The following is a 25,231-nucleotide window of genomic DNA, read 5'->3' as shown; positions in this document are numbered from 1 at the left end:
CTCAGTATAGCCAAATTGGGTTGTCCCCAAGAACGATTAAAATCAGGGTTTATTGACATATTCAATGTAAAGGCAATATTCGTGAGTCAGCCGATTTCTACCCTCAATGCACTTTCTCCCTTAGACGGCCGCTATGCCGGAAAGCTAGATGCCTTACGCCCTTGGTTATCCGAAGCTGCATTTATGCGTCAGCGGGTGTTTGTAGAGATTCATTGGCTGTTGGCTTTGGCTGCCGCAGGTCTGCCAGATGTGCCTAAAATTAGCGCGGCAGATGAAGCGTTTTTATTGTCACTGCCTGAAAACTTTTCCGATGCCGATGCACAACGCATTAAAGATATCGAGGCAGTAACCAATCATGATGTCAAAGCGGTTGAATATTTCTTAAAAGAAAAAGTAGCTGGTCGTCCAGACCTATTGAAAGCCAGTGAGTTTATTCACTTTGCTTGTACCTCAGAAGATATCAACAACACCTCGCATGGTTTGATGTTGCGCGGGGCACGCGACGAAGTATTGTTGCCACAACTCAGAAAAGTCCTTTCTGTATTAACTGATTTAGCGATCGAGAATGCCAAGGTACCTTTGTTGTCGCGTACCCATGGCCAGCCTGCCTCACCAAGCACATTGGGTAAAGAGCTGGCTAATATCGCTAAGCGCTTAGAGCGAGCGATTGCAACGATTGCGGCAGTACCCTTACTGGGAAAAATGAATGGTGCGGTTGGCAATTACAACGCGCATTTATCTGCTTACCCTCATTTTGATTGGGAAAATTTTTCTAAGAATGTCGTTGAGAAGCGCTTAGGCCTCACATTTAATCCATATACGATTCAGATTGAGCCACACGATGGGATGGCTGAGTTGTTTGATGCAATTGCTCGCGCCAACACAATCTTGTTGGACATGGATCGTGATTTTTGGGCCTACATTTCGATTGGTTACTTTAAGCAACGCACTAAGGCTGGTGAGATTGGTTCATCAACCATGCCACACAAAGTGAACCCAATTGACTTTGAAAATTCTGAAGGTAACTTAGGCGTAGCTAATGCCTTATTGCGTCATCTAGCCGAGAAGTTACCGATTTCTCGCTGGCAGCGTGATCTCACTGATTCAACCGTATTACGCAACCTAGGCCCAGCCTTTGGTCACAGCGTTTTAGCTTATGACAGCGCCTTGCGTGGTTTAGGTAAGCTGGAAGTGAACCATGCTGCAATTGCTGCAGACTTAGATGAGTGCTGGGAAGTATTGGCAGAGCCAGTGCAGACCGTAATGCGTCGTTATGGGATTGAGAATCCGTATGAGCAACTCAAAGAGCTCACTCGCGGCAAAGGAATTAATCAAGCCGATTTACAAACTTTCATTCGCGGCTTGCAAATTCCGGATGATGCCAAAGCTTTGTTGCTTGAGATGACCCCATCTTCTTATTTAGGTAAGGCGGTCGAGTTGACCGAACGTCTGAAAAAGTGAGTTTGACTCCAAGCCTTGGGCGCGCACCGCAGGATTCGCAATACGGTGCCCGCCCCAAGATCTGGTTTGCTGTTTATCAACTGCTTTGGCATCTCTTATTGCCGTTTGCATTCATTCGTCTGGCCTGGCGCACGCGACACTCATCTGAATATTTAAATCACTTCGCTGAGCGCCTTGGTTTTTCCTATGGCAATACGATTACTCGGGGGTCGGTTTGGATTCATGCGGTGTCTGTTGGTGAAACTAGAGCTGCTCAGCCTCTGATAGAGGCTTATCTCAAGCGCGGTGAAACAGTACTACTGACCCATATGACCCTCAATGGTCGTCGTACTGGTACTGCTTTATTTGCGAAAGCCATTGCCGCAGGTACGCTGCGCCAGGTATATCTTCCCTATGATCTATGCTGGTCTGTTGCTAACTTCATTCGCGCATTCAAGCCCAAGTTCGGTTTGCTGATGGAGACTGAGGCTTGGCCAACTGTTGTGTTTTATTGCGCAGAAATTGGCCTGCCATTATTTTTAGTAAACGCGCGCCTATCCGAGCGTAGCGCTCGTCGAGTCAATCGATTCGGTAGCGCCGGTAGATCTTTATTTCAGGCATTTACGAGTATCTTGGCTCAAACGCAACTCGATGCTGATCGCTATCGTAGTCTTGGTGTTAAGAGGGTGGAGATCGTTGGTAATCTCAAATTTGATGTGCCGCTTGATTCAGAATTAGTTCAGCGAGGTGAATCTTGGAAGCAAGAGTTGCATTTGAATCGGCGTTTGATGATTTGCGCTGCCAGTACTCGTGACGGTGAAGAGGTAATCATTCTCAAGGCCTGGAAGGACCTCTTACTTTCTAATGCCTTTGGGATTGCGCCATTACTCTGCTTAGTGCCGCGTCATCCTGAGCGCTTCTCCGATGTTGCCAATCAAATTCATGAAGCTGGCTTGAGTTTTAGACGTCGTACGGAGTGGAGCGAAATACCCAATATTGATGTCGATGTGGATGTAATTTTGGGTGACTCCATGGGCGAGATGCCGATGTACTACAGTGCTGCTGACCTTGTAGTCATGGGTGGCAGCCTGCTTCCTTTTGGTGGACAGAACCTGATTGAGGCCTGTGCCACTGGATGTCCAGTATTGCTTGGTGAGCATACCTATAATTTCCAGCAGGCCGCATTAGATGCTATCGAGATGGGCGCTGCAAAGCGCGTCAAGGGTGAGCTCATCCTGGGCGAACCAATTGCTCTGATGGAAACATTAAAAGAATTGCTTTTGAATACTGCCGAACTGGCAAAGATGTCGAGCGCCGCAAGGGCTTACTCGATTGAGCATCAAGGTGCGACTAAGAAAATATTAGCCGCCCTTGAGCATCAGAATTTCAGTCTAAATTAAACTTGCGCCCCAAAGTTGGGGTCATCGTTGCGGGCAACATCATCTGGCTTTTTATCGCCCTTAATCAAATCCTCTCTGGTGACACCAAGCCACATAGCTAGAGCTGCTGCCACGAATACCGAGGAGTAGATACCGAACAAAATACCGATAGTGAGTGCTAGGGCAAAGTAGAAGAGGGTGGGGCCACCAAAAATCAGCATTGCCAAAACCATCATTTCAGTACTGCCGTGTGTAATCACGGTACGGCTAATGGTGCTCGTAATTGCATTATCAATCACTTCGCGGGTACTCATCTTGCGGTATTTGCGGAAGTTCTCGCGAATACGGTCAAAGATCACCACAGATTCATTTACAGAGTAGCCCAATACAGCCAAAACTGCAGCCAATACGGAGAGTGAGAATTCCCATTGGAAGAAGGCAAAGAAGCCAAGAATAATCACGATGTCATGCAAGTTTGCGATGATGCCTGCGACAGCAAATTTCCACTCAAAGCGGAAGGAGAGGTAAATCACGATCCCGATGATCACAAATAGTAGAGCCATCAATCCATCGATCGCTAGCTCACGACCAACTTGGGGGCCAACAAACTCTACGCGCTGCAACTTGACTCCAGAATTGGCCGGCTCAAGCGCTTGCATAACGGCTGCACTTTGATCAGCAGAGGAAATGATTTTTCCTTCAGCATCTTTCTGTAGCGGCAGACGAATCATGACGTCACGTGAACTACCAAAGTTTTGGATTTGGGTATCGGCGTAGCCGAGCTTTTCTACCTTCGATCTAATTGAATCGAGAGGAGCGGTTTGTGGATAGGAAACCTCCATCACTGTGCCGCCAGTGAACTCAATCGATAGGTGAAGACCGTTTTGCCAGAGGAAGAAAACAGCAGCAAAAAAAGTGAATAAAGAGATCGCATTGAGCGCCAATGCATGGCGCATAAAAGGAATATCTTTTTTGATCCGGAAAAATTCCATGACTTATTTCTCCTGTGGGCGCCAAACTTGGCCGATAGCGAGTTTCTGAACTTTTTTACCTCTGCCGTACCAGAGATTAACTAGGCCACGTGAGAAAAAGACTGCTGAGAACATCGAAGTCAAAATACCAAGGCAATGCACTACCGCAAAGCCTTTGATTGGACCAGAGCCAAATGCGAGCAATGCAAGACCAGCAATTAAGGTGGTGACGTTTGAGTCCAGGATCGTTGCCCATGCTTTATCAAAGCCAACAGCAATCGCTGTTTGTGGGGCGGCACCATTGCGCAACTCCTCACGAATACGTTCGTTAATCAAGACGTTCGAGTCAATCGCCATACCGAGCGCCAACGCCATCGCAGCGATGCCTGGTAAGGTGAGAGTGGCTTGCAACATCGACAACACGGAGATCAGTAGCAATAAGTTCACTGCAAGCGCTACAACTGAGAATGTGCCAAAAAGCAGATAGTAGGCAATCATGAAAATGGAGATAGCTCCAAAACCAATGATGAGTGACTTGAAGCCCTTCTCAATATTTTCTGCGCCCAGGCTGGGTCCAATCGTGCGCTCCTCAATGATTTCCATAGGTGCTGCAAGTGAGCCTGCACGTAACAAGAGAGCTAAATCATTCGCGCTCTCAGTGGTGGGTTGACCAGTAATCTGAAACTTGGAGCCAAATTCGCCTTGAATCGTAGCGATGGTGAGAACCTCGCCTTTGCCTTTTTCAAACAAGATCATGCCCATCGGTTTGCCGATGTTTTCACGAGTGACTTCTTGCATCACTCGGCCACCAGCAGCATCCAGGGAGATATTCACAGCAGGGCGTTGATTTTGATCGAATCCGGCGCTTGCATCAGTAATGCGATCACCACTGAAAATAACTGATTTTTTGAATACGCCTTGCCGGTTCTCTCCGAAGCGGAATACATCCATACCTGGAGGTGGAGTTTCACCAATGGCGATAGTCGAAACGATTGGGTCAGCCAATCTAGATTCGAGGGTTGCAGTGCGTCCAATAATGTCTTTGGCACGAGCAGTATCTTGTACGCCCGGGAGTTGAACAACGATGCGCTCAGCACCTTGTTGTTGAATAACCGGCTCTTTAACTGCTAATTCATTCACGCGCTTATTGAGCGTAACAATGTTTTGTTTTACTGCGTTATCTTGAATCTCTTTCAGGGCGGTAGGTTTAAATTCGCCCACGAGTTTCAGAGACAGGCCAGTTGGCTTAATTTGCCAAGTCAGATCAGGCTGGCTAGTCATCAAGACGGAGCGAGCCTTTTCAGCATCTTCGGTGCTGCCGAAAGTCAGAGTAATGGAATCTTGACCACGCTCGATACCTTGTTGACGAATCGATTTGTCACGAAGCTGACTACGAATATCGGTAGCTAAGGAAGTCACCTTCTTTTGAACGGCGCCCTTCATATCTACTTGGAGCAGGAAGTAAACGCCACCACGCAAGTCGAGGCCGAGGGGCATTGGTAATGCGTTGAGTGCATTTAACCAACCCGGTGTATTGGAGAGTAGGTTTAATGCAACTGTGAAATTGGGTTCGTTTTGATCGATGTTCAATTTCTGCTGCAACAAGTCACGAGCACGCAATTGAATATCAGTATTGTTAAAACGAATTTTGATTGAGCCTACATTGCCTGTAGATTCAAAGAAGATGCCGGTGTTATTAATGTTGTCATCGGTCAGAATCTTTTCCACTCGAGACTGAGTCGCCAAATCAACCTTAATGGTTGGTTTGGCGGATGAGACTTGAACCGCTGGAGCCTCTCCGTAGAAATTGGGTAATGAATACAGTCCTCCTATTAATAAAGCAAATAGGATGACTATGTATTTCCAGAGAGGGTAGCGATTCATATTGAGATACTTTTAAACAAGCTGATTAAGCAGACTTCAGTGAGCCTTTTGGCAATACTGTTGTGATGGCACCTTTTTGCATCTGTACTTCAGTACCAGCAGAAATTTCAACAGTCACAACTTGATCCTTTAATGCAGTCACTTTGCCGATGATGCCGCCAACAGTCACAACTTCATCGCCAACTGAAAGAGACTCAAGCATTGCTTTAGTTTCTTTTTGACGCTTCATTTGTGGGCGAATCATGATGAAGTACAGCACTGCAAACATCAAAATCAGCGGAAGGAAGCTCATCAAGCCACCGGAATCTGCACCCGCGGCTGGAGCCTGGGCAAAAGCGTTACTAATCCACATACAAAACCTCCATTAATTACCAATCGGAAACTGCTTCAGTTTTAGGCTTTTAAAGCGAAGCCGTAAACCCGCAATTCTAAACTGTATGGGGCTTTGAGGGCTGATTTGCTATCTTAGGGCTATTAATCCTGTCCGGGCTCTACGCCGCGTTGACGGTTCTGATGAAATTCCTCGCGATAGGCGCTAAAACGGTCTTTCGCTAGGGATTCTCGAACCTCTTCCATGAGTTGGAGGTAATAGGACAGATTGTGGATGGTGTTGAGCTGCGATCCGAGGATCTCATTCGCCTTTTGGAGGTGGTTTAAGTAGGATCTGGTGAAATTTTTGCAGGTATAGCAGGCGCAGGTCGGGTCTACAGGGCGATCATCGTCCTTGTAGCCTGAATTCCGAAGTTTCAGGTCGCCAAATCGGGTAAAAAGCCAGCCATTTCGGGCATTGCGAGTCGGCATCACGCAGTCAAACATATCAATCCCTAGGCTGACACCTAGCATCAGGTCCTCGGGTGTCCCAACCCCCATCAAATAATGGGGCATATGCTCTGGCAACTTGGGGGCAGTGAAATTGAGGATGCGCTCAAACTCCGGCTTTGGCTCACCCACTGAAAGGCCCCCAATGGCAATGCCATCAAATCCCTGCTGACTGACTGCATCTAGGGAAAACTCACGGAGGTTTTCAAACATCCCGCCCTGAACAATGCCAAAGAGGCCATTGCCCGTCTCGAGTTCGCGAAAGCGTTTTAAGGAGCGATCACCCCAACGAAGCGACATCTCCAATGAGGCGCGTGCGGTTTTTTCTGAAGTGGCTTGTCCCTTGATTTCGTATGGCGTGCACTCATCAAACTGCATAGCGATATCGCTATTGAGTACCGCCTGAATTTCCATCGATACTTCTGGGGACATAAATAATTTATCGCCATTGATGGGGGAGGCAAAGGTCACGCCTTCTTCGGAGATTTTTCTCAGAGCACCCAAGCTAAAGACCTGAAAGCCACCAGAGTCAGTGAGGATAGGCTTATCCCAGCCCATGAAGCGATGTAAGCCACCATGTTTTTTGATGACATCTAAACCAGGTCGGAGCCAAAGGTGAAAGGTGTTGCCTAAAATAATTTGTGCTTTTGCCTCATTTAAATCGCGAGGCGTCATGGCCTTCACCGTGCCATATGTTCCTACTGGCATAAAGATCGGTGTTTGTACGCTGCCATGCGGAAGATCAAGCTGGCCAAGCCGTGCAGGGCTCGCAGAGTCGCGCGCGAGAATATTAAAGTGAACGGGTTTTGTCATGAGCTTGTTTAGTTGGTGCGGCTTAAGAACATCGCATCGCCGTAGCTAAAAAAGCGATATTCATTTTGAATGGCATGTTGGTAGGCATTGCGAATATTGTCTACGCCCGCAAAGGCGCATACCAGCATTAATAGGGTTGATTTTGGCAGATGAAAGTTGGTAATTAAGCAGTCTACGGTTTTAAATGTATATCCTGGCGTAATAAATAAATTGGTTTCGCCGCTGGTTTGCCGTGTCTGGGCCTGACTCTCAAGGGCTCGCAGACTGGTTGTACCCACCGCAATGACCCTAGCGCCTGCATTGTGAGTGGCCTCTATTGCTGCAAGAGTTTCTGCAGGAATTGAAAACCACTCGTAATGCATTTTGTGTTTACTGAGATCTTCTTCGCGAACCGGTGTAAAGGTGCCTGCACCCACATGTAGGGTAATGGTAGCCTGCTGAACTCCAAGTTCATTGAGCTTTTTAAGAATAGCTTCATCAAAGTGCAAGCCTGCCGTGGGAGCCGCAACGGCACCAGGATTCTTGGCGACGACAGTTTGATAACGATTAGCATCTTCTTGGTCTGGCTGATGTTCAATGTAGGGCGGAAGCGGTAATTCACCGAAGCGCTCCAGTAAAGCAAATACATTCTCAGGGAAGCGTACTTCATAGAATCGGCCGTCATAGCCAATCATTTCTACGGGGAAGGTTTCACCAGCCTGGTTGTGGATATGAACAATGCTGCCGGTCTTGGGAACCTTGGAGGCTCTAATTTGTACCCAGGCTTGCTGCTCGCCGCTAATGCGTTCGATGAGGAGTTCAACATTACCCCCGGTCTCTTTTTTGCCGTGCAGGCGAGCAGGAATGACTTTGGTGTCATTGAAGACGAGCAAATCCCCAGGCTTGATAAGGTTAAGAATGTCAGGGAACTGCCGATCGATCAATTGGGCGACATTACCCCCCTCTATATTCAGTTCTAAGAGGCGGCTATCGGTCCTATTGGCCAGGGGATGCTGGGCAATTAGTTCGGGCGGGAGGTCGTAATTGAAGTCGGAAAGTTGCATAGCATTACCATCAGGTATTGGATTTTAACGATGACGACTAAGCGACCGCCAACTGCACTCGAAAAGATGGGTTTAAACAGCCCTATGGCACTTGCTTTGCACCTACCTTCCCGTTACGAGGACGAGACTGAGCTGTTTACCATTGAGGAAGCTTTGGGATTGGGAAGATTTCACTCGATTCAGACTCAGGGTGTTGTCATTCGCAATCAGGTGACGTTCCGCCCTAGAAGGCAGCTTTTGGTCACGATTGAAGATGACACTGCCTCGCTACAGCTCCGCTTCCTCAATTTCTATCCCAGTCAGCAAAAACAAATGGCAGTCGGTAGTCATGTCCGGGTACGGGGTGAAATTCGAGAGGGCTATCAAGGCGCTGAGATGGTTCACCCTACTGTCCGTGCAGTTATTCCAGAGGCACCATTGCCAGCGAGCTTAACTCCTGTTTATCCAGCAAGTGCTGGTATTTCGCAAACCATTATTCGCAAGGCGGTGCTCAAAGCTCTCCAGGATGCTAGCCTCAAAGAAAGTTTGGCAGAGTTTTTACCATCCAAGCTCATGGCAGAAATTTTGCCAACAAATGATTGGCCACCGCTACAAGATGCGATTACCTATTTGCATCAACCGCCTGCTGATTCCAATACCCAATCACTTTTAGAGCGCACACATCCTGCTTGGCGCCGCGTGCAGTTTGAAGAATTACTCGCCCAGCAAATTTCTTTGAAGCGAGCTCATGCTATTCGTAGAGAAAGACGCGCTCCTAGTTTTTCGAAGGATCAGCAAGCAAGTAAAGCAAACAAAAAAAATTCCAGCATTGAGGATGGCTTACTCAAAGTTCTGCCATTCAGTTTGACAGGTGCTCAAGCGCGTGTCTGGTCCGAGATTGGGCTTGATCTCTCGAATACTTATCCCATGAATCGCTTGCTGCAAGGTGATGTAGGCAGTGGGAAAACAGTGATTGCAGCTCTGGCTGCTGCGCGCGCGATGGATCATGGCTATCAAGCCGCCATCATGGCGCCCACGGAAATTTTGGCTGAACAGCACTACCTCAAAATGCAGGAATGGTTTGAGCCCTTAGGAGTCAAGATTGCTTGGCTCTCTGGTAGCTTGAAAGCCAAGGAAAAAAGACTGGCGCAAGAAATGATTGAGAGTGGTGAGGCTCAACTCATTATCGGTACACATGCCCTGATTCAAGATAAGGTGAGCTTTGCTAAGTTGGGTTTAGCAGTAATCGATGAGCAACATCGTTTTGGTGTGAGGCAGCGTTTAGAGATTCAGCAGCGGGTTGGTTCTGAACTTTTTTATTGTCATCAGCTCATGATGTCAGCGACTCCTATTCCTCGCACCTTAGCGATGACCTATTACGCCGACTTGGATGTTTCTGTGATTGATGAATTACCTCCCGGTAGAAAGCCGATTGCTACTAAGGTGGTGAAGGCGGCGCGTAGAGATGAAGTAATTAGCGGTTTACATGACTGGCTAGCAAAGGGGCTGCAAGCCTATTGGGTTTGCCCTTTGATTGAAGAGTCAGAAGTATTGCAATTACAAACTGCAGTTGAAAGTTTTGAGCAGCTGACACAAGCATTGCCAAACTTCAAAGTTGGCTTAGTGCACGGCCGTTTAAAAAGTGAAGAGAAAGCTGCTGTGATGGCTGCGTTTAAGGCCAATGAAATTCAATTGCTAGTAGCAACCACGGTAATTGAAGTGGGTGTGGATGTACCTAATGCAGCCCTCATGGTGATCGAGCATGCTGAGCGTTTTGGCTATGCGCAGATTCATCAGTTACGCGGGCGTGTAGGGCGCGGTTCGGCAGATTCAGTTTGCATCTTGATGTATGCAGAACCCCTATCTTTAGCTGCTAAGGAGCGCCTTCAGACTTTACGAGAAACTTCAGATGGCTTTGTGATTGCGGAGCGAGATTTATCGCTACGGGGTCCTGGTGAGTTATTGGGGGCTAAGCAATCTGGTGATGCAATGTTGCGGTTTGTCGATCTGCAGCGCGATGCGTGGTTGATTGAGTTGGCACAGACAGCAGCAGAGCGTTTACTGGCAGAGCATGGTGATTTAGTGGAGCGTCATCTCGAGCGCTGGTTAGGCTCTCGTACGGAATTTCTAAAAGCTTGATAATGACGCCATGAGCGGGATTGTTAATAAAAAAAGACTATTTATCTGATGCGTGATCGTATTCTTGCTTATGCCTATTTGATTCGCCTAGATAAGCCAATCGGAACGCTATTGCTATTGTGGCCTACTTTGTGGGCGCTATGGTTAGCCAGCGGTGGCTTTCCCCAATGGCATCTCCTCATTATTTTTACCTTAGGTACTTTTTTAATGCGCAGCGCCGGCTGCGCTATCAACGACTATGCAGATCAAGACTTTGATCGTCATGTCTTGAGAACTAAAGATCGGCCAATTACCAGTGGCAAGATTTCTGGAAAAGAAGCATTAGTTCTAGCGGCCTTATTGGCTTTAATCGCACTCCTTCTGATCCAGCCTCTAAATGCCCTGACCAAAGAACTTTCTTTCTTTGCTTTGGCAGTTGCGATTCTCTATCCCTTTACCAAGCGGTTCTTTGCTATTCCACAAGCAGTCTTGGGCATTGCCTTTGGCTTTGGCATTCCGATGGCCTATGCAGCGGTCCTGGGCTTTATTCCGCTGGAGGCGTGGATTTTATTTGCAGGAAACATCTTCTGGGCCATTGCTTATGACACGGCTTATGCCATGGTCGATCGTGATGATGATCTGCGTTTAGGTTTGCGTACTTCAGCTATTACTTTCGGTCGCTTTGATGTTCTCGCAATTGCCCTAAGTTACGGTGCGCTATTTCTGAGTCAGATTTGGGTGGCTCAATTAGCAAATCTCAGCAATTACTTTTGGGTGGGATGGTGTTTGGCTTTAGCTTGCGCTGTATATCACCTGAAGCTAGTAGCTACTCGCAAACGCGAGGAATGCTTTCAGGCTTTTCGTCACAACAACTGGTTGGGTGGATTCCTATTTCTAGGAATCCTATTGGGTCTTACCTAACTCATCACCCATGGCCTTGCCACGTTGGCTTGCAGCATCAATTGCTTTTTCAAGTGCACCATGCCAATCGAGTTGCTTCAGCATATCTAGTGCAGCAGCGGTTGTGCCGCCCTTTGAGGTGACCCGTTCGCGCAGTACCCCTGCATGTTCATCGGAGTTATGGGCAAGCTGTGTGGCGCCCTCTAGGGTGGCGTAAGCTAATTTGCGAGCAGTAGTGGGATCAAGTCCAAGCTTCTCACCGCTCGATTGCATTGCCTCTAAGAAAGCAAAGACATAGGCAGGGCCACTACCAGAGACAGCAGTAACCGCATCCATCAGTTTTTCTTCATTGACCCAGACTGCTTGACCCACTGCATTACAAATCGTTTCCGCTAAGGCACGATCGGCTGGATTTACTGCAGCATCGGCGAATAAACCAGTAATGCCTTTGCCAATCAGAGCGGGGGTATTGGGCATCGCACGCACACAACGATCATGATCAAGCCAGCGACTCATATCCTTAAGACGAATACCCGCGGCAATGCTCAAAATGAGGGGGCCTAGTCCTGTTGCATGTTTGAGTTTGGCACTTAAAGACTTGGCTACTACATTGAAATCTTGAGGTTTAATCGCCATGACCACAACATTGTTCTTGGAGAAGTCAAATGCAATTTGATCCAGAGCGCCGATGATTTGCACACCAAAATCTTGATGTAATTGCAGACCAGTGCTGGCATTGGCTTCGACTACAGAAAGTTGCTTGGCTTCAAAGCCGTTGGCTAACAATCCACTAATTAATGCGCGGCCCATATTGCCACCACCAATAAAAGTGATGTGGGCATTTTGATTGATGTGTTGTGTACTCATACTTTAATCTTATCGCGCTTCCCAAAAATAGCGCTTCCTATGCGCACCATGGTGCTGCCTTCGGCAATTGCAGCCTCCATATCATCTGACATTCCCATCGAAAGGGTGTCAAAGAAGTCATACCCAAGATCATGGCTGTGCTTTGCCTTAATTCCAACAAAACACTCACGAACGGCGGCAAAAGCTTGGCGTTGTTGCTGGATATCTTGGCTAGGCGCAGGGATAGCCATGAGTCCACGAAGAACAAGGTGGGGTAGTTTGGCGATCGCATCACAAAGCGCCTCGACTTCCTCAAGGGTTATTCCGCTTTTGGATTCCTCTTCGCTGACATTAATTTGAGCGCAAACTTGCAATGGGCCTAAGTTAGAAAATTCTCCACGCTGGGTTGAAAGACGTTCTGCGATTTTGAGGCGATCAATACTATGTACCCAGTCAAAATGTTCTGCAACATCACGCGTTTTGTTACTTTGCAGTGGGCCAATGAAATGCCACTCTAGCCAAGGACGTAATTTGGCGAGTTGCTGAATTTTCTCAACGCCTTCTTGAACATAGTTCTCACCAAAGGCAGTTTGACCGGCATGCATAGCCTCCTCAACCGCTATTGCTGGAAATGTTTTGCTTACCGCAAGTAGTTGAATGTCTTCTGGTTCACGTTTGGCTGCCAAAGCTGCCAACTCCAATCTTTGCTTTAGCAACATCAGGTTGGTGGTGACTTGACTCATTGTTTGGTTTGGCCTTGTTGGCTAATGAGTTGATCAACAATCTCGATCCAATGCAGCACTGGAGTGTCATCTTGCTGAAGATGGGTGATGCAGCCAATATTTCCAGAAACAATGACTTTTGCGCCAGACTCTTCGCAAGCAGCATTGAGGTGGGCCAGTTTGTTATTGCGTAACTGCTCGGAGAGTTCTGGTTGGGTTACTGAATAGGTTCCCGCAGAGCCGCAGCAAAGATGACTATCAGCACACAAGCGCACGCCAATGCCAATGCTGGAGAGGAGACCCTCTACCTTCCCGCGAATTTGTTGTCCATGTTGAAGTGTGCATGGAGGGTGATACACCACGCCAGATCTAGGATCGGTACCCACTAGTGCAATGAGCTCTTCCTGAAGTGCAGGCAGTATTTCTGAAATATCTTTGGTGAGTTCAGAGATTGTCTTTGCCTTGACTGCGTATTGAGGATTATCTGCAAATAGATGTCCATAGTCTTTGACCATCACACCACAACCAGAGGCTGTCATCACAATAGCTTCTACACCTTGCTCAACTTGTGGCCACCAGGCATCGATATTTTGCTTCGCATTATCCAAGCCGCCAGCTTGATCGTTGAGGTGGTAGCGTAATGCGCCACAACAAGTGGCATTAGGCGCACTGATTAATTGGATCTTGAGTGCATCTAAAACACGTGCCGTTGCTGAGTTGATATTTGGCAGCATGCCCGGTTGAACGCAGCCCTCCAGTAATAGCATCTTCCGAGAGTGGCTAGTCTGTGGCCTTGCATAGGGATCGGTGTTACCCGCTAAAGCTTTATTTTTAGCTTCAGGAATTTTGCGCTGGATACCAGTTGGCATTAGTGGGCGAACTAAGCGACCAATCGCCATTGCGGAATTGAATAACTTGGGACTGGTTAAACCTTCTTTGAGAGCCCAGCGCGTGAGCCGCTGACCAAGGGGGCGCTCAGGAGTATTTTCTTCTGCCCACTTACGACCAATATCCACAAGGTTTCCGTACTGCACGCCGCTGGGACAAGTGCTTTCGCAATTACGGCAAGTCAGGCAGCGGTCTAAATGCATACGTGTTTTTTCGGTAGGTACTTGTCCCTCAGCCATTTGCTTGATGAGATAGATGCGACCACGTGGACCATCGAGTTCATCACCCAAAATTTGATAAGTGGGGCAAGTCGCAGTGCAGAAACCGCAGTGGACGCATTTACCAAGAATTCTGGCAGCTTCAATACCTTCTGGAGTATTGGCGAATTGGGGGGCGAGTTGAGTTTGCATATAAGGATTTATGGAAGGCGTGAAGTAGCAAATACGCCTGCTGGATCAAAGGCGGCTCTTAGGCGTGCTTGTACTGCCTCTAAAGCAGTTGAGTGCACTTGTTCACTCAGAAGGGTAAATCGTTGATTACTTGGATCAACATGACTACCTTGTTTAAACCGAGTTGCATGTCCGCCATGGGTATGGGCTACAGCTTTGAGGGATGCAAAAGTTGCATCATCACTAGGCGCTTGAATCCAGCGCTGCTGACCATGCCATTCCAAAATAATGTCACCACTCGTGTTTTCAAGACTCAGTGGTCCGCAGGCAGCTGGCAGCGCCAAACGATAGAGCGTGTCATTGTCCTGTAGGTTAGCGAAAACGGCTAGGCGCTGTTCGCGTAAGTCAGCCCAAAACATCTGCGCAACTGCTGGGTCTACTTCAACAGCATCAATAGCGGCATTCATCAGAGGAATAGCAGCTTTAACTGCTGCAAGCGCACCAGCTAAACGAATGGTCAGCTCACCATCTTGTCCTGGTTTACCAATCCAGCAACTGGCTGTTAGTGGTAGTGGTTGCCCAGCCCATTCATTTAAAACCTGTAAGGCTTTTTCTTGAGGGATCTGGCAGCGTAGAGTTGTAGTCGCTGCCGGCCTTGGCAATACTTTTACAGAAGCCTCGAGCAACAGCGATAAGGTTCCCATGGAACCAGGCAGTAAACGTGAAACATCATAGCCGGCAACGTTCTTCATAACTTTACCGCCAAACGATAAGTCTTGACCTTTTCCATCGAGGATGCGTGCGCCTAGAACAAAGTCGCGTAAGTTGCCAGCACTAATGCGCCCAGGGCCCGCTAGGCCTGCAGCAATCGCTCCACCGAAGGTGGCAGTGTCGCCAAAGTGAGGGGGTTCAAATGCGAGTACTTGATTCTTTTCCGCCAGAACCGCTTCAATCTCTTTTAATGGAGTGCCGGCACAAGCCGTAATCACAAGCTCTTCAGGTTGATATTCCAGGATGCCGGCGTAGGGGCGGGTATCCAACTTGGTATAGGAATTAGCATTGCCATACCAAGATTTCGTGCCACCACCTTCAATGGATAAAGGCGTTTTATTTTTGACTGCTGCCAGAATTTGCTCACGAAATAAATCAATCTGCATATTGTTGGTGGTGGACATTAGAAGCGCTCCAACTCAGGGTGCGGTAAGTTGCCGCCACTAATGCGCATACGACCATACTCGGCACAGCGATTCAGGGTAGGAATAGCCTTGTCAGGATTTAATAATCGCTCTGGATCAAATGCTGCTTTAACACCCCAGAAAGATTCGCGTTCACCTTCACCAAATTGAACGCACATGGAGTTAATCTTTTCAATCCCCACACCATGTTCACCCGTAATCGTGCCATCAAGCTCAACACAGGCTTCTAAAATTTCAGTGCCGAATTCCTCAGCGCGATGCCACTCTTCTTGATCTGCGCCGTTAAATAAAATGAGGGGATGCATATTGCCATCACCAGCATGAAAAACATTTAGGCAAGCAAGGCCATACTTCTTTTCCATGCCCTGAATACGCCTTAGTAGAGTGCCAATATTTCTACGTGGGATAGTGCCATCCATGCAGTAGTAATCAGGCGCTAAGCGTCCAGCCGCAGGGAATGCATTTTTACGACCACTCCAAAACTTCAGGCGTTCTGCTTCATTCTGAGAAATCTGAATACCACTAGCCCCTGCTTGTTCGAGCACCTTAGTCATGCGCTCAATTTCTTCTGCAACCTCTTCAGGCGTACCATCGGACTCGCACAGAAGAATGGTCTCGGCTTCGAGGTCATAACCTGCATGAACAAATTCTTCTACTGCGCGAGTAGTGGCTTTATCCATCATCTCCAATCCAGCAGGAATAATTCCTGCGGCGATGATGGCGGCAACCGCATCGGCACCTTTTTCAATATCGTCAAAACTGGCCATGATGACGCGTGCTAATTTTGGCTTTGCAATGAGCTTTACTGTGACTTCGGTTACCACGGCAAGCATGCCTTCACTACCCATCACAATTGCTAATAAATCGAGACCTGGAGAGTCTGGCGCAAGACTACCAAATTCCACGATCTCACCGCTCATCAAAATACCGCGAACTTTGAGTACGTTGTGAAGTGTTAGGCCATATTTAAGGCAGTGCACACCGCCAGAGTTCTCATTCACATTGCCACCAATAGAGCAGGCAATCTGCGAGGATGGATCTGGTGCGTAATACAGGCCAAGATGGGCAACTGCTTCCGAGATAGCTAGATTACGTACGCCGGGCTGAACAACTGCCGTTCTGGTGAAAGGATCAATACTGATAATCTTTTTGAGTTTGGCTAGCGATAGAACCAAGCCTTGGGAAATAGGCATGGCGCCACCAGATAGGCCGGTGCCAGATCCGCGTGGAACGATAGGCACCTGCATGTCAAAGCAAACCTTGAGGATCTGTGCAACCTGCGCTTCGGTCTCTGGCAGAGCAACTGCCAGCGGCATGCGTCGATAGGCTGCCAGGCCATCACATTCATAAGGAATCGTGTCCTCAGGCTCCCATAGCAAGGCATGCTCTGGGAGGATGGGGCGCAGGGCCGATACCAGTTTGGATTGAAGGGCGGTAATAGCCGCGAGTTCGGGGGGTGGGGTCACCATATTCATAGGAATCATTTTAGCCATTTACCTATAATTAGTTTTATGGGAAATCGACTTTCAAAAATAGCCACCAGAACTGGTGATGCTGGCATGACCGGGCTAGGCGATGGTAGCCGAGTAGAAAAGGATCATCTGCGCGTCTGCGCCATGGGGGATGTAGATGAATTGAACTCCGAAATCGGCGTTTTGATGACTGAATCCATCCCTGAGAGTCTTGCTGAGGAGTTGAGCGACTTATTTTTGCAAGTGCAGCATGACTTATTTGATCTGGGTGGTGAGCTTTGCATCCCTAATTACACCTTGCTAAAACCAGAGCATGTAGCCCAGCTAGATATCTGGCTAGAAAAATACAATGCAACTTTGCCTCCCCTGACTGAATTTATTCTTCCAGGTGGTACTCGTGCAGCAGCTCAGGCACATGTCTGTCGAACAGTCTGCAGACGTGCTGAGAGATCGATTGTGCGCTTAGGTTGGGAGGAGCCTCTCTACGACGCTCCCCGTCAATATGTCAATCGCTTATCGGACCTTCTGTTTGTATTGGCACGTGTACTCAATCGTGCTGCAGGTGGTCAAGATGTTTTATGGAAGCATGAAAAAAAAGAGACTAAATAAATTAGTCTCTTTTGAGCTTAATAAAGCTGTCTCGCTTTATTCGGTCAATTTATTTCTTTGCTTTTCTGCGATTCTTCACAGCTAAAGCTAGACGTTGCAATACATTAACTGAGTCTTCCCAGTTAATGCAGGCATCAGTAATACTTTTGCCGTATTCCAATTTACTTGGATCATCTTTTCCAGGCGAGAATTTTTGTGCGCCATCGTTTAAATGGCTCTCAATCATCACGCCAAAAATTTGATTTGAGCCGGACTCAATTTGTTCGGCAATATTTTCTGCCACCACAATTTGACGCTCATGTTTTTTGCTGGAGTTCGCATGGGATAAGTCAACCATCAAACTGGCTGGAAGCTTTGCTGCTTCAAGCTCGGAGCAGGCTGCTTGAACATACTGCGCTTCATAGTTAGGCTCTTTACCGCCACGCAAAATAACGTGACAGTCTTTATTGCCTTTAGTTTCCACAATAGAAACTTGACCATTCTTATGTACCGATAAGAAGTGGTGTGGACGGCTAGCAGCTTGAATCGCATCGGTGGCGATCTTGATGTTGCCATCAGTACCATTCTTAAATCCGATTGGTGCAGAAAGACCTGATGCGAGTTCACGGTGAACTTGGCTCTCTGTTGTGCGTGCTCCGATCGCGCCCCAAGAAATCAGGTCGGCAATATATTGTGGAGAAATAACGTCTAAGAATTCGCTGCCAGCCGGCATGCCAAGGCGATTAATTTCCATCAATACTTGACGGGCAATACGCAAACCTTCTTCAATGCGATAGCTCTCATCTAAGTATGGGTCGTTAATCAAACCCTTCCAGCCAACTGTCGTGCGTGGTTTTTCAAAATAGACACGCATCACAATTTCGAGTTCACCAGCAAAACGAGCGCGCTCTGCGAGCAAGCGTTGGCAGTACTCAACCGCTGCGCTGGGATCATGAATCGAGCATGGTCCGATGATGACAAGTAGGCGGTCATCTTTTCCATGAATGATGTCGCGAATCTTTTTACGCGTTTTGCTAATAAGTGCTTCAGTAGGAGTTCCCGAGATTGGGAAGAAGCGAATCAAATGCTCTGGCGGCGGCAGAACAGTAATGTTGTGAATACGTTGATCATCCGTATCTGACGTTTTATCAACGGCAGCGTACCAGTTTGCGGGATTAGTGTTTTGTTGGCTCATGCGACTATTTTAAGCCGTATTAAGCGGTTCCCCCGACAGTCAGGCTGTCGATACGTAAAGTGGGCTGCCCAACGCCCACAGGGACACTTTGACCTTCCTTGCCGCAAACCCCAATGCCACCGTCTAATTTCAGGTCATTTCCGATCATAGAGACCTGTTTTAGGGATTCAGGGCCACTGCCGATGATGGTGGCACCTTTGACGGGATATTGAATTTTGCCGTTTTCAACCCAATAGGCCTCTGAGGCTGAAAACACGAATTTGCCGCTGGTAATGTCGACTTGGCCACCGCCGAAATTCACTGCATACAGGCCGCGTTTGATGCTGGCCACGATTTCTTGAGGATCATCTTTGCCAGCGAGCATGTAGGTATTGGTCATGCGGGGCATCGGTAGGGAGGCAAAACTCTCGCGTCTGCCGTTGCCAGTGAGGGGCATATTCATCAGGCGCGCATTTAGACTATCTTGAATATAGCCCTTCAAAATGCCATCTTCAATCAGGGTGGTGCATTGAGTGGGCGTGCCTTCATCATCGATATTGAGCGAGCCTCGACGTCCAGACAGCGTTCCGTCATCTACTACGGTGACACCTTTAGCTGCAACCCGCTGTCCAATACAGCCAGCAAAAGCAGATGAGCCCTTGCGATTAAAGTCACCCTCTAGGCCATGACCTACCGCTTCATGTAGTAACACTCCTGGCCATCCTGGTCCCATAACCACTGTCATTGGACCGGCTGGCGCAGGACGGGAATCCAAATTAATGAGCGCACCATCAACAGCCTCATCAACATATTGATTAATGAGCTCTGTATTGAAGTAATGGTAATCGTGACGAGCGCCACCGCCTGATGAGCCGGATTCGCGACGACCATTTTGTTCGGCAATCACATGAACCGATACCCGCACCAGCGGACGTACGTCGGCAGCCAACAAACCATCTGCCCTTACCACGAGCACTACATCAAACTCACCGGCAAGACTGGCCATGACCTGAATGATGCGGGGGTCACGTGCTTTTGCGCGACGCTCAATGCCCTCAAGCAAGGCAATCTTTTCTTGGGGAGCCAGTGAGTCAAGGGGGTTTAAATCTGAATAAAGTCCGTTTGAGACGGGTGTAAATATTTTGCTTGCAACTGCTCGTGTACCGCCTTGAGGTCCAATGACACGAGTAGATTTAGCGGCCTTATTGAGGGCTTCTAAATTAATTTCATCGGAGTAAGCAAAGGCTGTTTTATCACCATAGATTGCACGCACTCCAACACCCTGGTCAATACTGAAGCTGCCAGATTTCACAATACCTTCTTCAAGACTCCAGCTCTCGCTGCGAGTATGCTGAAAATAAAGGTCAGCATCGTCGAGCTGATGTGTAAACATATTGCCAAAGGTGTGATGCAAATCTTGCTCGGTGAGGCCGGTTGGCTCGAGCAGAATAGATTTAGCTAGCTTGAGAAGGTCAGCCTGTTTTTTGGGCTTCGTCCAATCGCTTGGAAATAATGCTTCTGGTGCTCTCATCTTGATTTTGCTGAACTTTCTGTATTAAAGCTTGCGGTGTTTTAGTGCCGGTAGCTTAGAGCGTACCTCTTTTAATTTATTTTTGCTGAGTTTGCCCTGAATAAAACCTTCCCCTTCAGGTAGATTGCTCAATACATCTCCCCAGGGATCAATTAGCATGCTCTCACCCCAAGTTCGACGTTGATTGAGATGTAAGCCACCCTGAGCTGAAGATAGTACATAGCACTGGTTTTCAATAGCGCGGGCGCGCAAGAGAATCTCCCAATGATCCTTGCCGGTAGTGTAGGTGAAAGCAGCCGGAATGATGTGGCAATCAACTTGCCCAAGGGCGCGGTAAAGCTCTGGAAAACGTAAGTCATAGCAAATGCTTAAGCCGAAGTACCAGTCAACTTCATTCACGCTGATTGCAAATTTACCTGGTTGGCTGCCTGCAGCAATTGTTTCGGATTCTTCGTAACGCTCATCTTCAGTCTGAAAGCCAAACAAATGCATTTTGTCGTATCGAGCGATTTGCTTCCCCGTTGGATCAAATACCAAAGAGGTATTCAGAACCTTATTGGATTCTTTTGCCTCCAAAGGAATACTGCCAGCAACTAGATAAATGCTATTTTCTTTTGCCATCTCGGCAAGACGCTCTTGAATCGGTCCAGATCCTGCTGCCTCCCGGATTTTTACTTTATCGGTATCTTTCAACCCCATTAAGCAAAAGTATTCTGGAAGAACGGCAAGCTGGGCCTCGCTGTCCGCAGCTGCTTTAATTAAACGTGCTGCAACTTCGAGATTCTCATTGAGGCTAGGGGTCGACACCATTTGTATCGAGGCTATGCTGAGTTCAGAGGAATTTCTTGGCATGTTCATCTACTTAGCCTGGTATTTGGGTAGAAAGATTTTGGTTTATGGGCGGGTTTGCGGGCGCAGAATTTGGTGAGCTGGGTTTAGTTTGCTCTTTCAAGAGATTTTTAGTGCGAATTGTCTCTAGCGTTTTTGCATCAAGCGGTTGGCCCTTTTGATCAAGCGGAATCACTTCTGGATTATCCCAAGAGCCCTGAATCAAATAATCCGTTTGCAAGGTTCGATTAATTTGATTGGTAATAAGGTACTGACCAACTACCGCACCCAGGCCGATGATGGGGTTAATTACGAATGCAGCCAATGAGCCGGCTGTAGCATCAATTGTTGGAAAAATAGTGATGCGTAAATCTTGAGTTTCTTTGGGAACATTAATCTGCCCGGTCATTGCAACTCGGGCCTGATCGAGAATCATGGTGAATTGCTTGGTTTGTGCAATTCCTTGCGCAACTTCAAAATTACTATTAATTGAATTGAATGATGTGCCTTTAGTGGCTAAGTTTCCGAGACTGCCTTTTAGGTCCAAGGTCGCAAATCTAAAGAGACTCTGCAGGCTGAGAACATCTAGCAACTTTGCTCCATCAGTATTGACTTCGAGTAATCGACCCTTAGTGAGATCAAGACTAACGTTGCCTGCAAGAGAATCATAGGCTGGTGAAAAGAGTGGCCCAGACCATGAAAGTGAGGCATTGAGCGTTCCTTCCCCGCCTTCCACAGACCTTGCATTACTCCAGTGGTTAATGATTTGACCGGCGTCTTTGATATTCATATCGACGGTGATCGAACTCTTTTCGGTAGCACTTTGAGTGCGCGCGCTCCACTGACCCTTGATTGTCGAATTACCTTGAGGATTGTTAATCTGAATAGACTCGACTTTTAATAGATCCTGGCTAGTTTTGGATTTGATCTTCACTGCACCTAGCTTTGCTTTTGTCCAGCTCAAGTCGTCAATTGTTAAATCTAAACTAGGAATCGCGTTAGGGCTGACGGGGGTCTTAAGAGGAGGTGGCTTTTGAGAGACATCCTCCTTGTTAATCGAGTCTGGAGAAATGCGTTGATCCGGTAGCTTCAGCCGCGCAAGTCTTCCGGCAATCAATCCGCTGGGATGATCGCCACTGCTTGGGTGCCATTGAGCTTGACCGGCAATTTGAGGTGCATTCAGGCGCAGCTGCCAGACGGCATTCTTTTTCTGTGACTGCAGGTTGACGTCAATCCAGTCACGATCTAGCGCAGTTAATTTTTTAATTTGCGCGGAGATTTGAATATCCCCTTCTGGAGCATCCGATTTTTTCACTTCAATCTTCTGTTTTCCTGTCCCCAAAAACTCTATCCATTGATCGAGATCCAGTTCATTGCTTGCAAGGTGCAGCGAAGTGCCTTGTTGTGGCAATGGCGCTAAAGACCCAACTCCTAGTGCATTTTTTACTTCGTTGGCAGAATTTAGATTGCCTTGAATGAAATACTGATCTCCTAATTTTCCAGACCAATCGGCACGCACTAAATTATTTTTGCTTGCTGGGTAAATTTTAAAATTGAACTCACCGAGCATGGGGGTTCCCACTAACTTTTTGGCAGGGGCAGGGGCAGAACTTGCCCAATTACGTAGATCAAACTTCAGATTGGTCTGACTTCCTGCTTTATTAAAGTTGATCAAGCCCTCATATTTTGCTGATCCGCTCATCGCAGATAGCAGCGCTGGATGAGCACGAGACTTTAAATTTCCCGAAACATAATCTTTAATAAACTTAGCATTGATATCGCCGCCAATGCTGAAGCTAGAATTTCCTGCTGTAGAGGGTGCACTCGAAATCTTAAAGGCGCCACCTAAGAAGTTTGCAGTGACATTTTCAAACTCAGGATTAATTTCAGTGATTCGTATCTTGCCTTTTAAATTATCGAGCGGCGGAACTTCCCCCCACTGCGCTTGATTTCCTGGAAGGACAATTTTTGCATCGAAATTGACATCATCGCTTCCAGATAGAGGAATCTTTAAATCAAGACCTAGACTAACTGGACCTTTTAAAGTGAGGTTCTTAGCTAGATTGGCTTGCTGCACACCTACTGGAGATGTAAATAAATATTCCAGTATTTCGGAGCCATCACCCTCGACTGAGCCATTGATTAATACGATTAGATTTTTCGCGCTGAGATTGGGAATTTGTGATTTGACATTTGTCAGAACCACTTTTTTGTAATTAGCTTTATCAATGACAACATTCAGGCTCGCTTGCTTCATATCGATATTGCCGCTGACGTTGCTAAATGCCTGCCAAACCCCCTGGCTTTTTGGCAGCAAGGGTGCTGGTTTATAGATTGCTTTAGAAATGGGAAGATGAAGGTCAAGCTCACCAACCGTTCCCACGGGGAAGGGAATCTGATTGGGGTCTCCCTTAATATGAAGGGAGCCATTCTGAATATCTCCTGCCTCAAATGCTTTGCTGAGAAACTGCCGGGTTTCTTTATCAATATTAACTGGCAGATAGCGATGGGCGGTCGCCAGTTTGGCTTTAACAAACTCCATGTCTAGTGTTATTTGATCGGGCTGCTTAGGGGCGCCGATGAGATAGCTAAGGTCAAAGTTGGTGGTAATTTCAGGATTGCTGAGCTGCATTTTCTTGGCATTGATTTGCCAACCACCTTTTTGCTTGGACCAGCTAATCTCACCTTTTGCGCGATCCAGTTGAATTTCAGGATCGGATAAAAAATCATTCATCCCCAACTCAAGATTTTTGGAATCCAGTGTGAAGTTACCCTGCTTCTGATTGCTGACTAAGTTGCCAGATAAATTTGAGGCTGAGGGCATTGATTTATTTACGCCAGTGAAGCTAATGTCATTAAGCTTTGCGCTGACGGTGAAATCGAGCTTGTTGGAAGAAAACCAATTACCAGGTATTGGTAAGGCTGAAAGCGCAGATTGACTTTCAGACCAATTCATTTCTAAATTCTGTAGCTCACCATCCGCCTCAGAAATTTTGATCCACTGATGAATCTTTTTTGGGAGAGGAAGATTCAGTGCGAAGAGTGCGATATCTTCCACTTGAATTTTAGGGGAGGAGAACCCAAACTCTTTGATCTCGCCACCATCTTTTGGTGGGCGCCAGCGGAAAGTAATTGGGCTTAATTTGTCTAGGGGGGCGGTGGCGGGGCTATCGATATTTCGCCATGACAAAGATTTTGTGGTGATGGAATTGAGGCCGCCATCTGTATCTTGAACTAGATCAGTCTCTAGTCTGCCAAACTCAAGCGGATCCTCACCTTTGTTTAGCTGCACTCTGAGTCGATCAGCCGTTAAAGACATTTGTCCGCCATTGGTCTTTCCGCCATCAAGCTTTAGGCTGCCTGAGGAGTTGAGCTTGCCAGCCAATTCATACAGGGGAAGATTGAGATCTTTAGAAATCTGACCAAGGTTTAATTCGGAGAAATTCCATGAAAAACTTCCAACCCAGTCGCGCCAATTACCCGCTTGTCCACCAAGGTGATGTACAAAGTCGGCCTGCAATTTGATTGGATTAGGACTCCAGGGCGTTTGCACAACTAGCTGACCTTCATGACTGCGAATGCCATTACTGAGATGGACATTTTGAATATCAATAGAGGTCTTCAGCTTCTGACTTTGCTGGTCTTCCCAAAAAATTTTCGCATTGTTAATCTCAATATCAGTTTGAGCAAGCAACCAGTTCTCGACTGCAAAATTGTCAGTATTGTTCTCGATGGGAATTCCGGCAATAGAGACCGCGCCTTTAGCATCTCGTTGAGCATACAGCTGAACCTGATCAAACGAGATCTCATGAAAGTAGGGGGCTAGGTGATAAAAAGATAACCAACTAAGTTGCCCGTTGATGCTTTGAATAAATAAGGGTGGGGCAGATGTGGTCTCGCTGTTAAAGCGCAATCCTTGAATCGCAAATTTCGGACGAATTCCAGTCCAAGAAACTTGCACTGCATCCATCGTGACCTTTGTGCCTAAGCGAGCGCTCATTAAGCGCTCCAAGGAAGGTTTTGATTTTTCGATCTGAGGCCACAAAATAAAGCGCACCCCAAAATGGCCGAAAACAAAAAAAGCCACGGTGATACCGGCAAGAATGAGGGCGCGCTTTCGCAAGCGACCGCCAAAACCTGGAGGACGTCTTTGAAGCACGCTCTGCAGGCGAGTCCGGATAATATTTCGAAGCATGGCCTCTATTATCCGTCAGCCATTGCGCGATCGCCAAGCTTCTGTGGTTTGAGTCT

The 25,231-nt window shown here is 47.4% G+C and carries 19 protein-coding genes; 5 read left to right on the top strand and 14 right to left on the bottom strand.

Features of this window, described 5'->3' with window-relative positions:
- Window positions 1–81 precede the first annotated feature (81 nt).
- Window positions 82–1,461: an adenylosuccinate lyase gene (gene purB, locus AOC19_RS07935; protein WP_215375732.1), complete on the top strand. Its 1,380-nt coding sequence runs from the start codon at window positions 82–84 to the stop codon at window positions 1,459–1,461.
- Window positions 1,458–2,840: a 3-deoxy-D-manno-octulosonic acid transferase gene (locus AOC19_RS07930; RefSeq protein WP_353055743.1), complete on the top strand. Its 1,383-nt coding sequence runs from the start codon at window positions 1,458–1,460 to the stop codon at window positions 2,838–2,840. The genes purB and AOC19_RS07930 overlap by 4 nt, the downstream gene beginning before the upstream one ends.
- Here the strand turns inward: AOC19_RS07930 and secF are convergent.
- From secF to queA, 5 genes are all read right to left on the bottom strand, one after another.
- Window positions 2,837–3,811, bottom strand: a complete 975-nt coding sequence (secF, locus tag AOC19_RS07925) for a protein translocase subunit SecF (RefSeq protein WP_215375730.1) — start codon at window positions 3,809–3,811, stop codon at window positions 2,837–2,839. The two genes, AOC19_RS07930 and secF, sit on opposite strands and share 4 nt — an antisense overlap.
- 3 nt (window positions 3,812–3,814) lie before the next feature.
- Window positions 3,815–5,674, bottom strand: a complete 1,860-nt coding sequence (gene secD / locus AOC19_RS07920; protein ID WP_215375727.1) for a protein translocase subunit SecD — start codon at window positions 5,672–5,674, stop codon at window positions 3,815–3,817.
- A 25-nt stretch (window positions 5,675–5,699) separates the two neighbouring features.
- Window positions 5,700–6,026, bottom strand: a complete 327-nt coding sequence (yajC, locus tag AOC19_RS07915) for a preprotein translocase subunit YajC (RefSeq protein WP_215375725.1) — start codon at window positions 6,024–6,026, stop codon at window positions 5,700–5,702.
- Between the two features lie 122 nt (window positions 6,027–6,148).
- Window positions 6,149–7,306 (bottom strand): tRNA guanosine(34) transglycosylase Tgt, encoded by a 1,158-nt coding sequence (gene tgt, locus AOC19_RS07910; RefSeq protein ID WP_215375721.1) that lies wholly within the window; start codon window positions 7,304–7,306, stop codon window positions 6,149–6,151.
- Between the two features lie 8 nt (window positions 7,307–7,314).
- Window positions 7,315–8,349, bottom strand: a complete 1,035-nt coding sequence (queA, locus tag AOC19_RS07905; RefSeq protein WP_215375718.1) for a tRNA preQ1(34) S-adenosylmethionine ribosyltransferase-isomerase QueA — start codon at window positions 8,347–8,349, stop codon at window positions 7,315–7,317.
- Window positions 8,350–8,379: 30 nt separating this feature from the next.
- On the opposite strand from queA, the gene recG reads away from it, so the two are divergent.
- Both recG and ubiA read left to right on the top strand, forming a co-directional pair.
- Window positions 8,380–10,467 carry an ATP-dependent DNA helicase RecG gene (gene recG / locus AOC19_RS07900; protein WP_215375715.1) on the top strand — a complete coding sequence of 696 codons (2,088 nt, stop codon included), beginning with the start codon at window positions 8,380–8,382 and terminating at the stop codon, window positions 10,465–10,467.
- Window positions 10,468–10,515: 48 nt separating this feature from the next.
- A complete protein-coding gene (gene ubiA / locus AOC19_RS07895; RefSeq protein ID WP_215375713.1) occupies window positions 10,516–11,367 on the top strand; it encodes a 4-hydroxybenzoate octaprenyltransferase in 852 nt (283 codons plus the stop codon).
- Here the strand turns inward: ubiA and proC are convergent.
- Genes proC through AOC19_RS07870 form a run of 5 tightly spaced genes read right to left on the bottom strand, consistent with a single transcriptional unit; the run spans window position 11,350 to window position 16,871 of the window.
- On the bottom strand, window positions 11,350–12,213 hold the full coding sequence (proC, locus tag AOC19_RS07890; RefSeq protein ID WP_215375710.1) for a pyrroline-5-carboxylate reductase: 864 nt from the start codon (window positions 12,211–12,213) through the stop codon (window positions 11,350–11,352). The genes ubiA and proC overlap by 18 nt on opposite strands.
- A complete protein-coding gene (locus AOC19_RS07885) occupies window positions 12,210–12,935 on the bottom strand; it encodes a YggS family pyridoxal phosphate-dependent enzyme (protein WP_215375707.1) in 726 nt (241 codons plus the stop codon). Before AOC19_RS07885 ends, proC begins: the two co-directional genes overlap by 4 nt.
- Entirely contained in the window at window positions 12,932–14,212 is a 1,281-nt protein-coding gene (gene glcF / locus AOC19_RS07880) for a glycolate oxidase subunit GlcF (RefSeq protein ID WP_215375703.1), read from the bottom strand. Before glcF ends, AOC19_RS07885 begins: the two co-directional genes overlap by 4 nt.
- An 8-nt stretch (window positions 14,213–14,220) precedes the next feature.
- A complete protein-coding gene (gene glcE, locus AOC19_RS07875; RefSeq protein WP_251368015.1) occupies window positions 14,221–15,366 on the bottom strand; it encodes a glycolate oxidase subunit GlcE in 1,146 nt (381 codons plus the stop codon).
- Complete coding sequence (locus tag AOC19_RS07870) at window positions 15,366–16,871, bottom strand: FAD-linked oxidase C-terminal domain-containing protein (protein WP_215378232.1); 1,506 nt, start codon at window positions 16,869–16,871, stop codon at window positions 15,366–15,368. The genes glcE and AOC19_RS07870 overlap by 1 nt, the downstream gene beginning before the upstream one ends.
- Window positions 16,872–16,898: 27 nt before the next feature.
- Between AOC19_RS07870 and AOC19_RS07865 the strand changes: the two genes are divergently transcribed.
- Complete coding sequence (locus AOC19_RS07865; protein ID WP_215375700.1) at window positions 16,899–17,468, top strand: cob(I)yrinic acid a,c-diamide adenosyltransferase; 570 nt, start codon at window positions 16,899–16,901, stop codon at window positions 17,466–17,468.
- A gap of 49 nt (window positions 17,469–17,517) precedes the next feature.
- On the opposite strand, the gene AOC19_RS07860 is transcribed toward AOC19_RS07865, so the two are convergent.
- The 4 genes from AOC19_RS07860 to AOC19_RS07845 are packed head-to-tail and all read right to left on the bottom strand — an operon-like array spanning window position 17,518 to window position 25,175.
- Window positions 17,518–18,642: a 3-deoxy-7-phosphoheptulonate synthase gene (locus tag AOC19_RS07860; protein WP_215375698.1), complete on the bottom strand. Its 1,125-nt coding sequence runs from the start codon at window positions 18,640–18,642 to the stop codon at window positions 17,518–17,520.
- Window positions 18,643–18,661: 19 nt separating this feature from the next.
- Window positions 18,662–20,152, bottom strand: a complete 1,491-nt coding sequence (gene tldD, locus AOC19_RS07855; protein ID WP_251368014.1) for a metalloprotease TldD — start codon at window positions 20,150–20,152, stop codon at window positions 18,662–18,664.
- A gap of 24 nt (window positions 20,153–20,176) precedes the next feature.
- Window positions 20,177–21,004 carry a carbon-nitrogen hydrolase family protein gene (locus tag AOC19_RS07850; RefSeq protein WP_435367669.1) on the bottom strand — a complete coding sequence of 276 codons (828 nt, stop codon included), beginning with the start codon at window positions 21,002–21,004 and terminating at the stop codon, window positions 20,177–20,179.
- Between the two features lie 10 nt (window positions 21,005–21,014).
- Window positions 21,015–25,175 (bottom strand): YhdP family protein, encoded by a 4,161-nt coding sequence (locus tag AOC19_RS07845; RefSeq protein WP_215375693.1) that lies wholly within the window; start codon window positions 25,173–25,175, stop codon window positions 21,015–21,017.
- Window positions 25,176–25,231 lie beyond the last annotated feature (56 nt).

Origin of the sequence: Polynucleobacter asymbioticus (assembly GCF_018687575.1) — a bacterium.
GTDB lineage: Bacteria > Pseudomonadota > Gammaproteobacteria > Burkholderiales > Burkholderiaceae > Polynucleobacter > Polynucleobacter asymbioticus_C.
The sequence above is the reverse complement of the archived record's forward strand: the minus strand, read 5'-3'. Positions and strand labels throughout refer to the sequence as shown.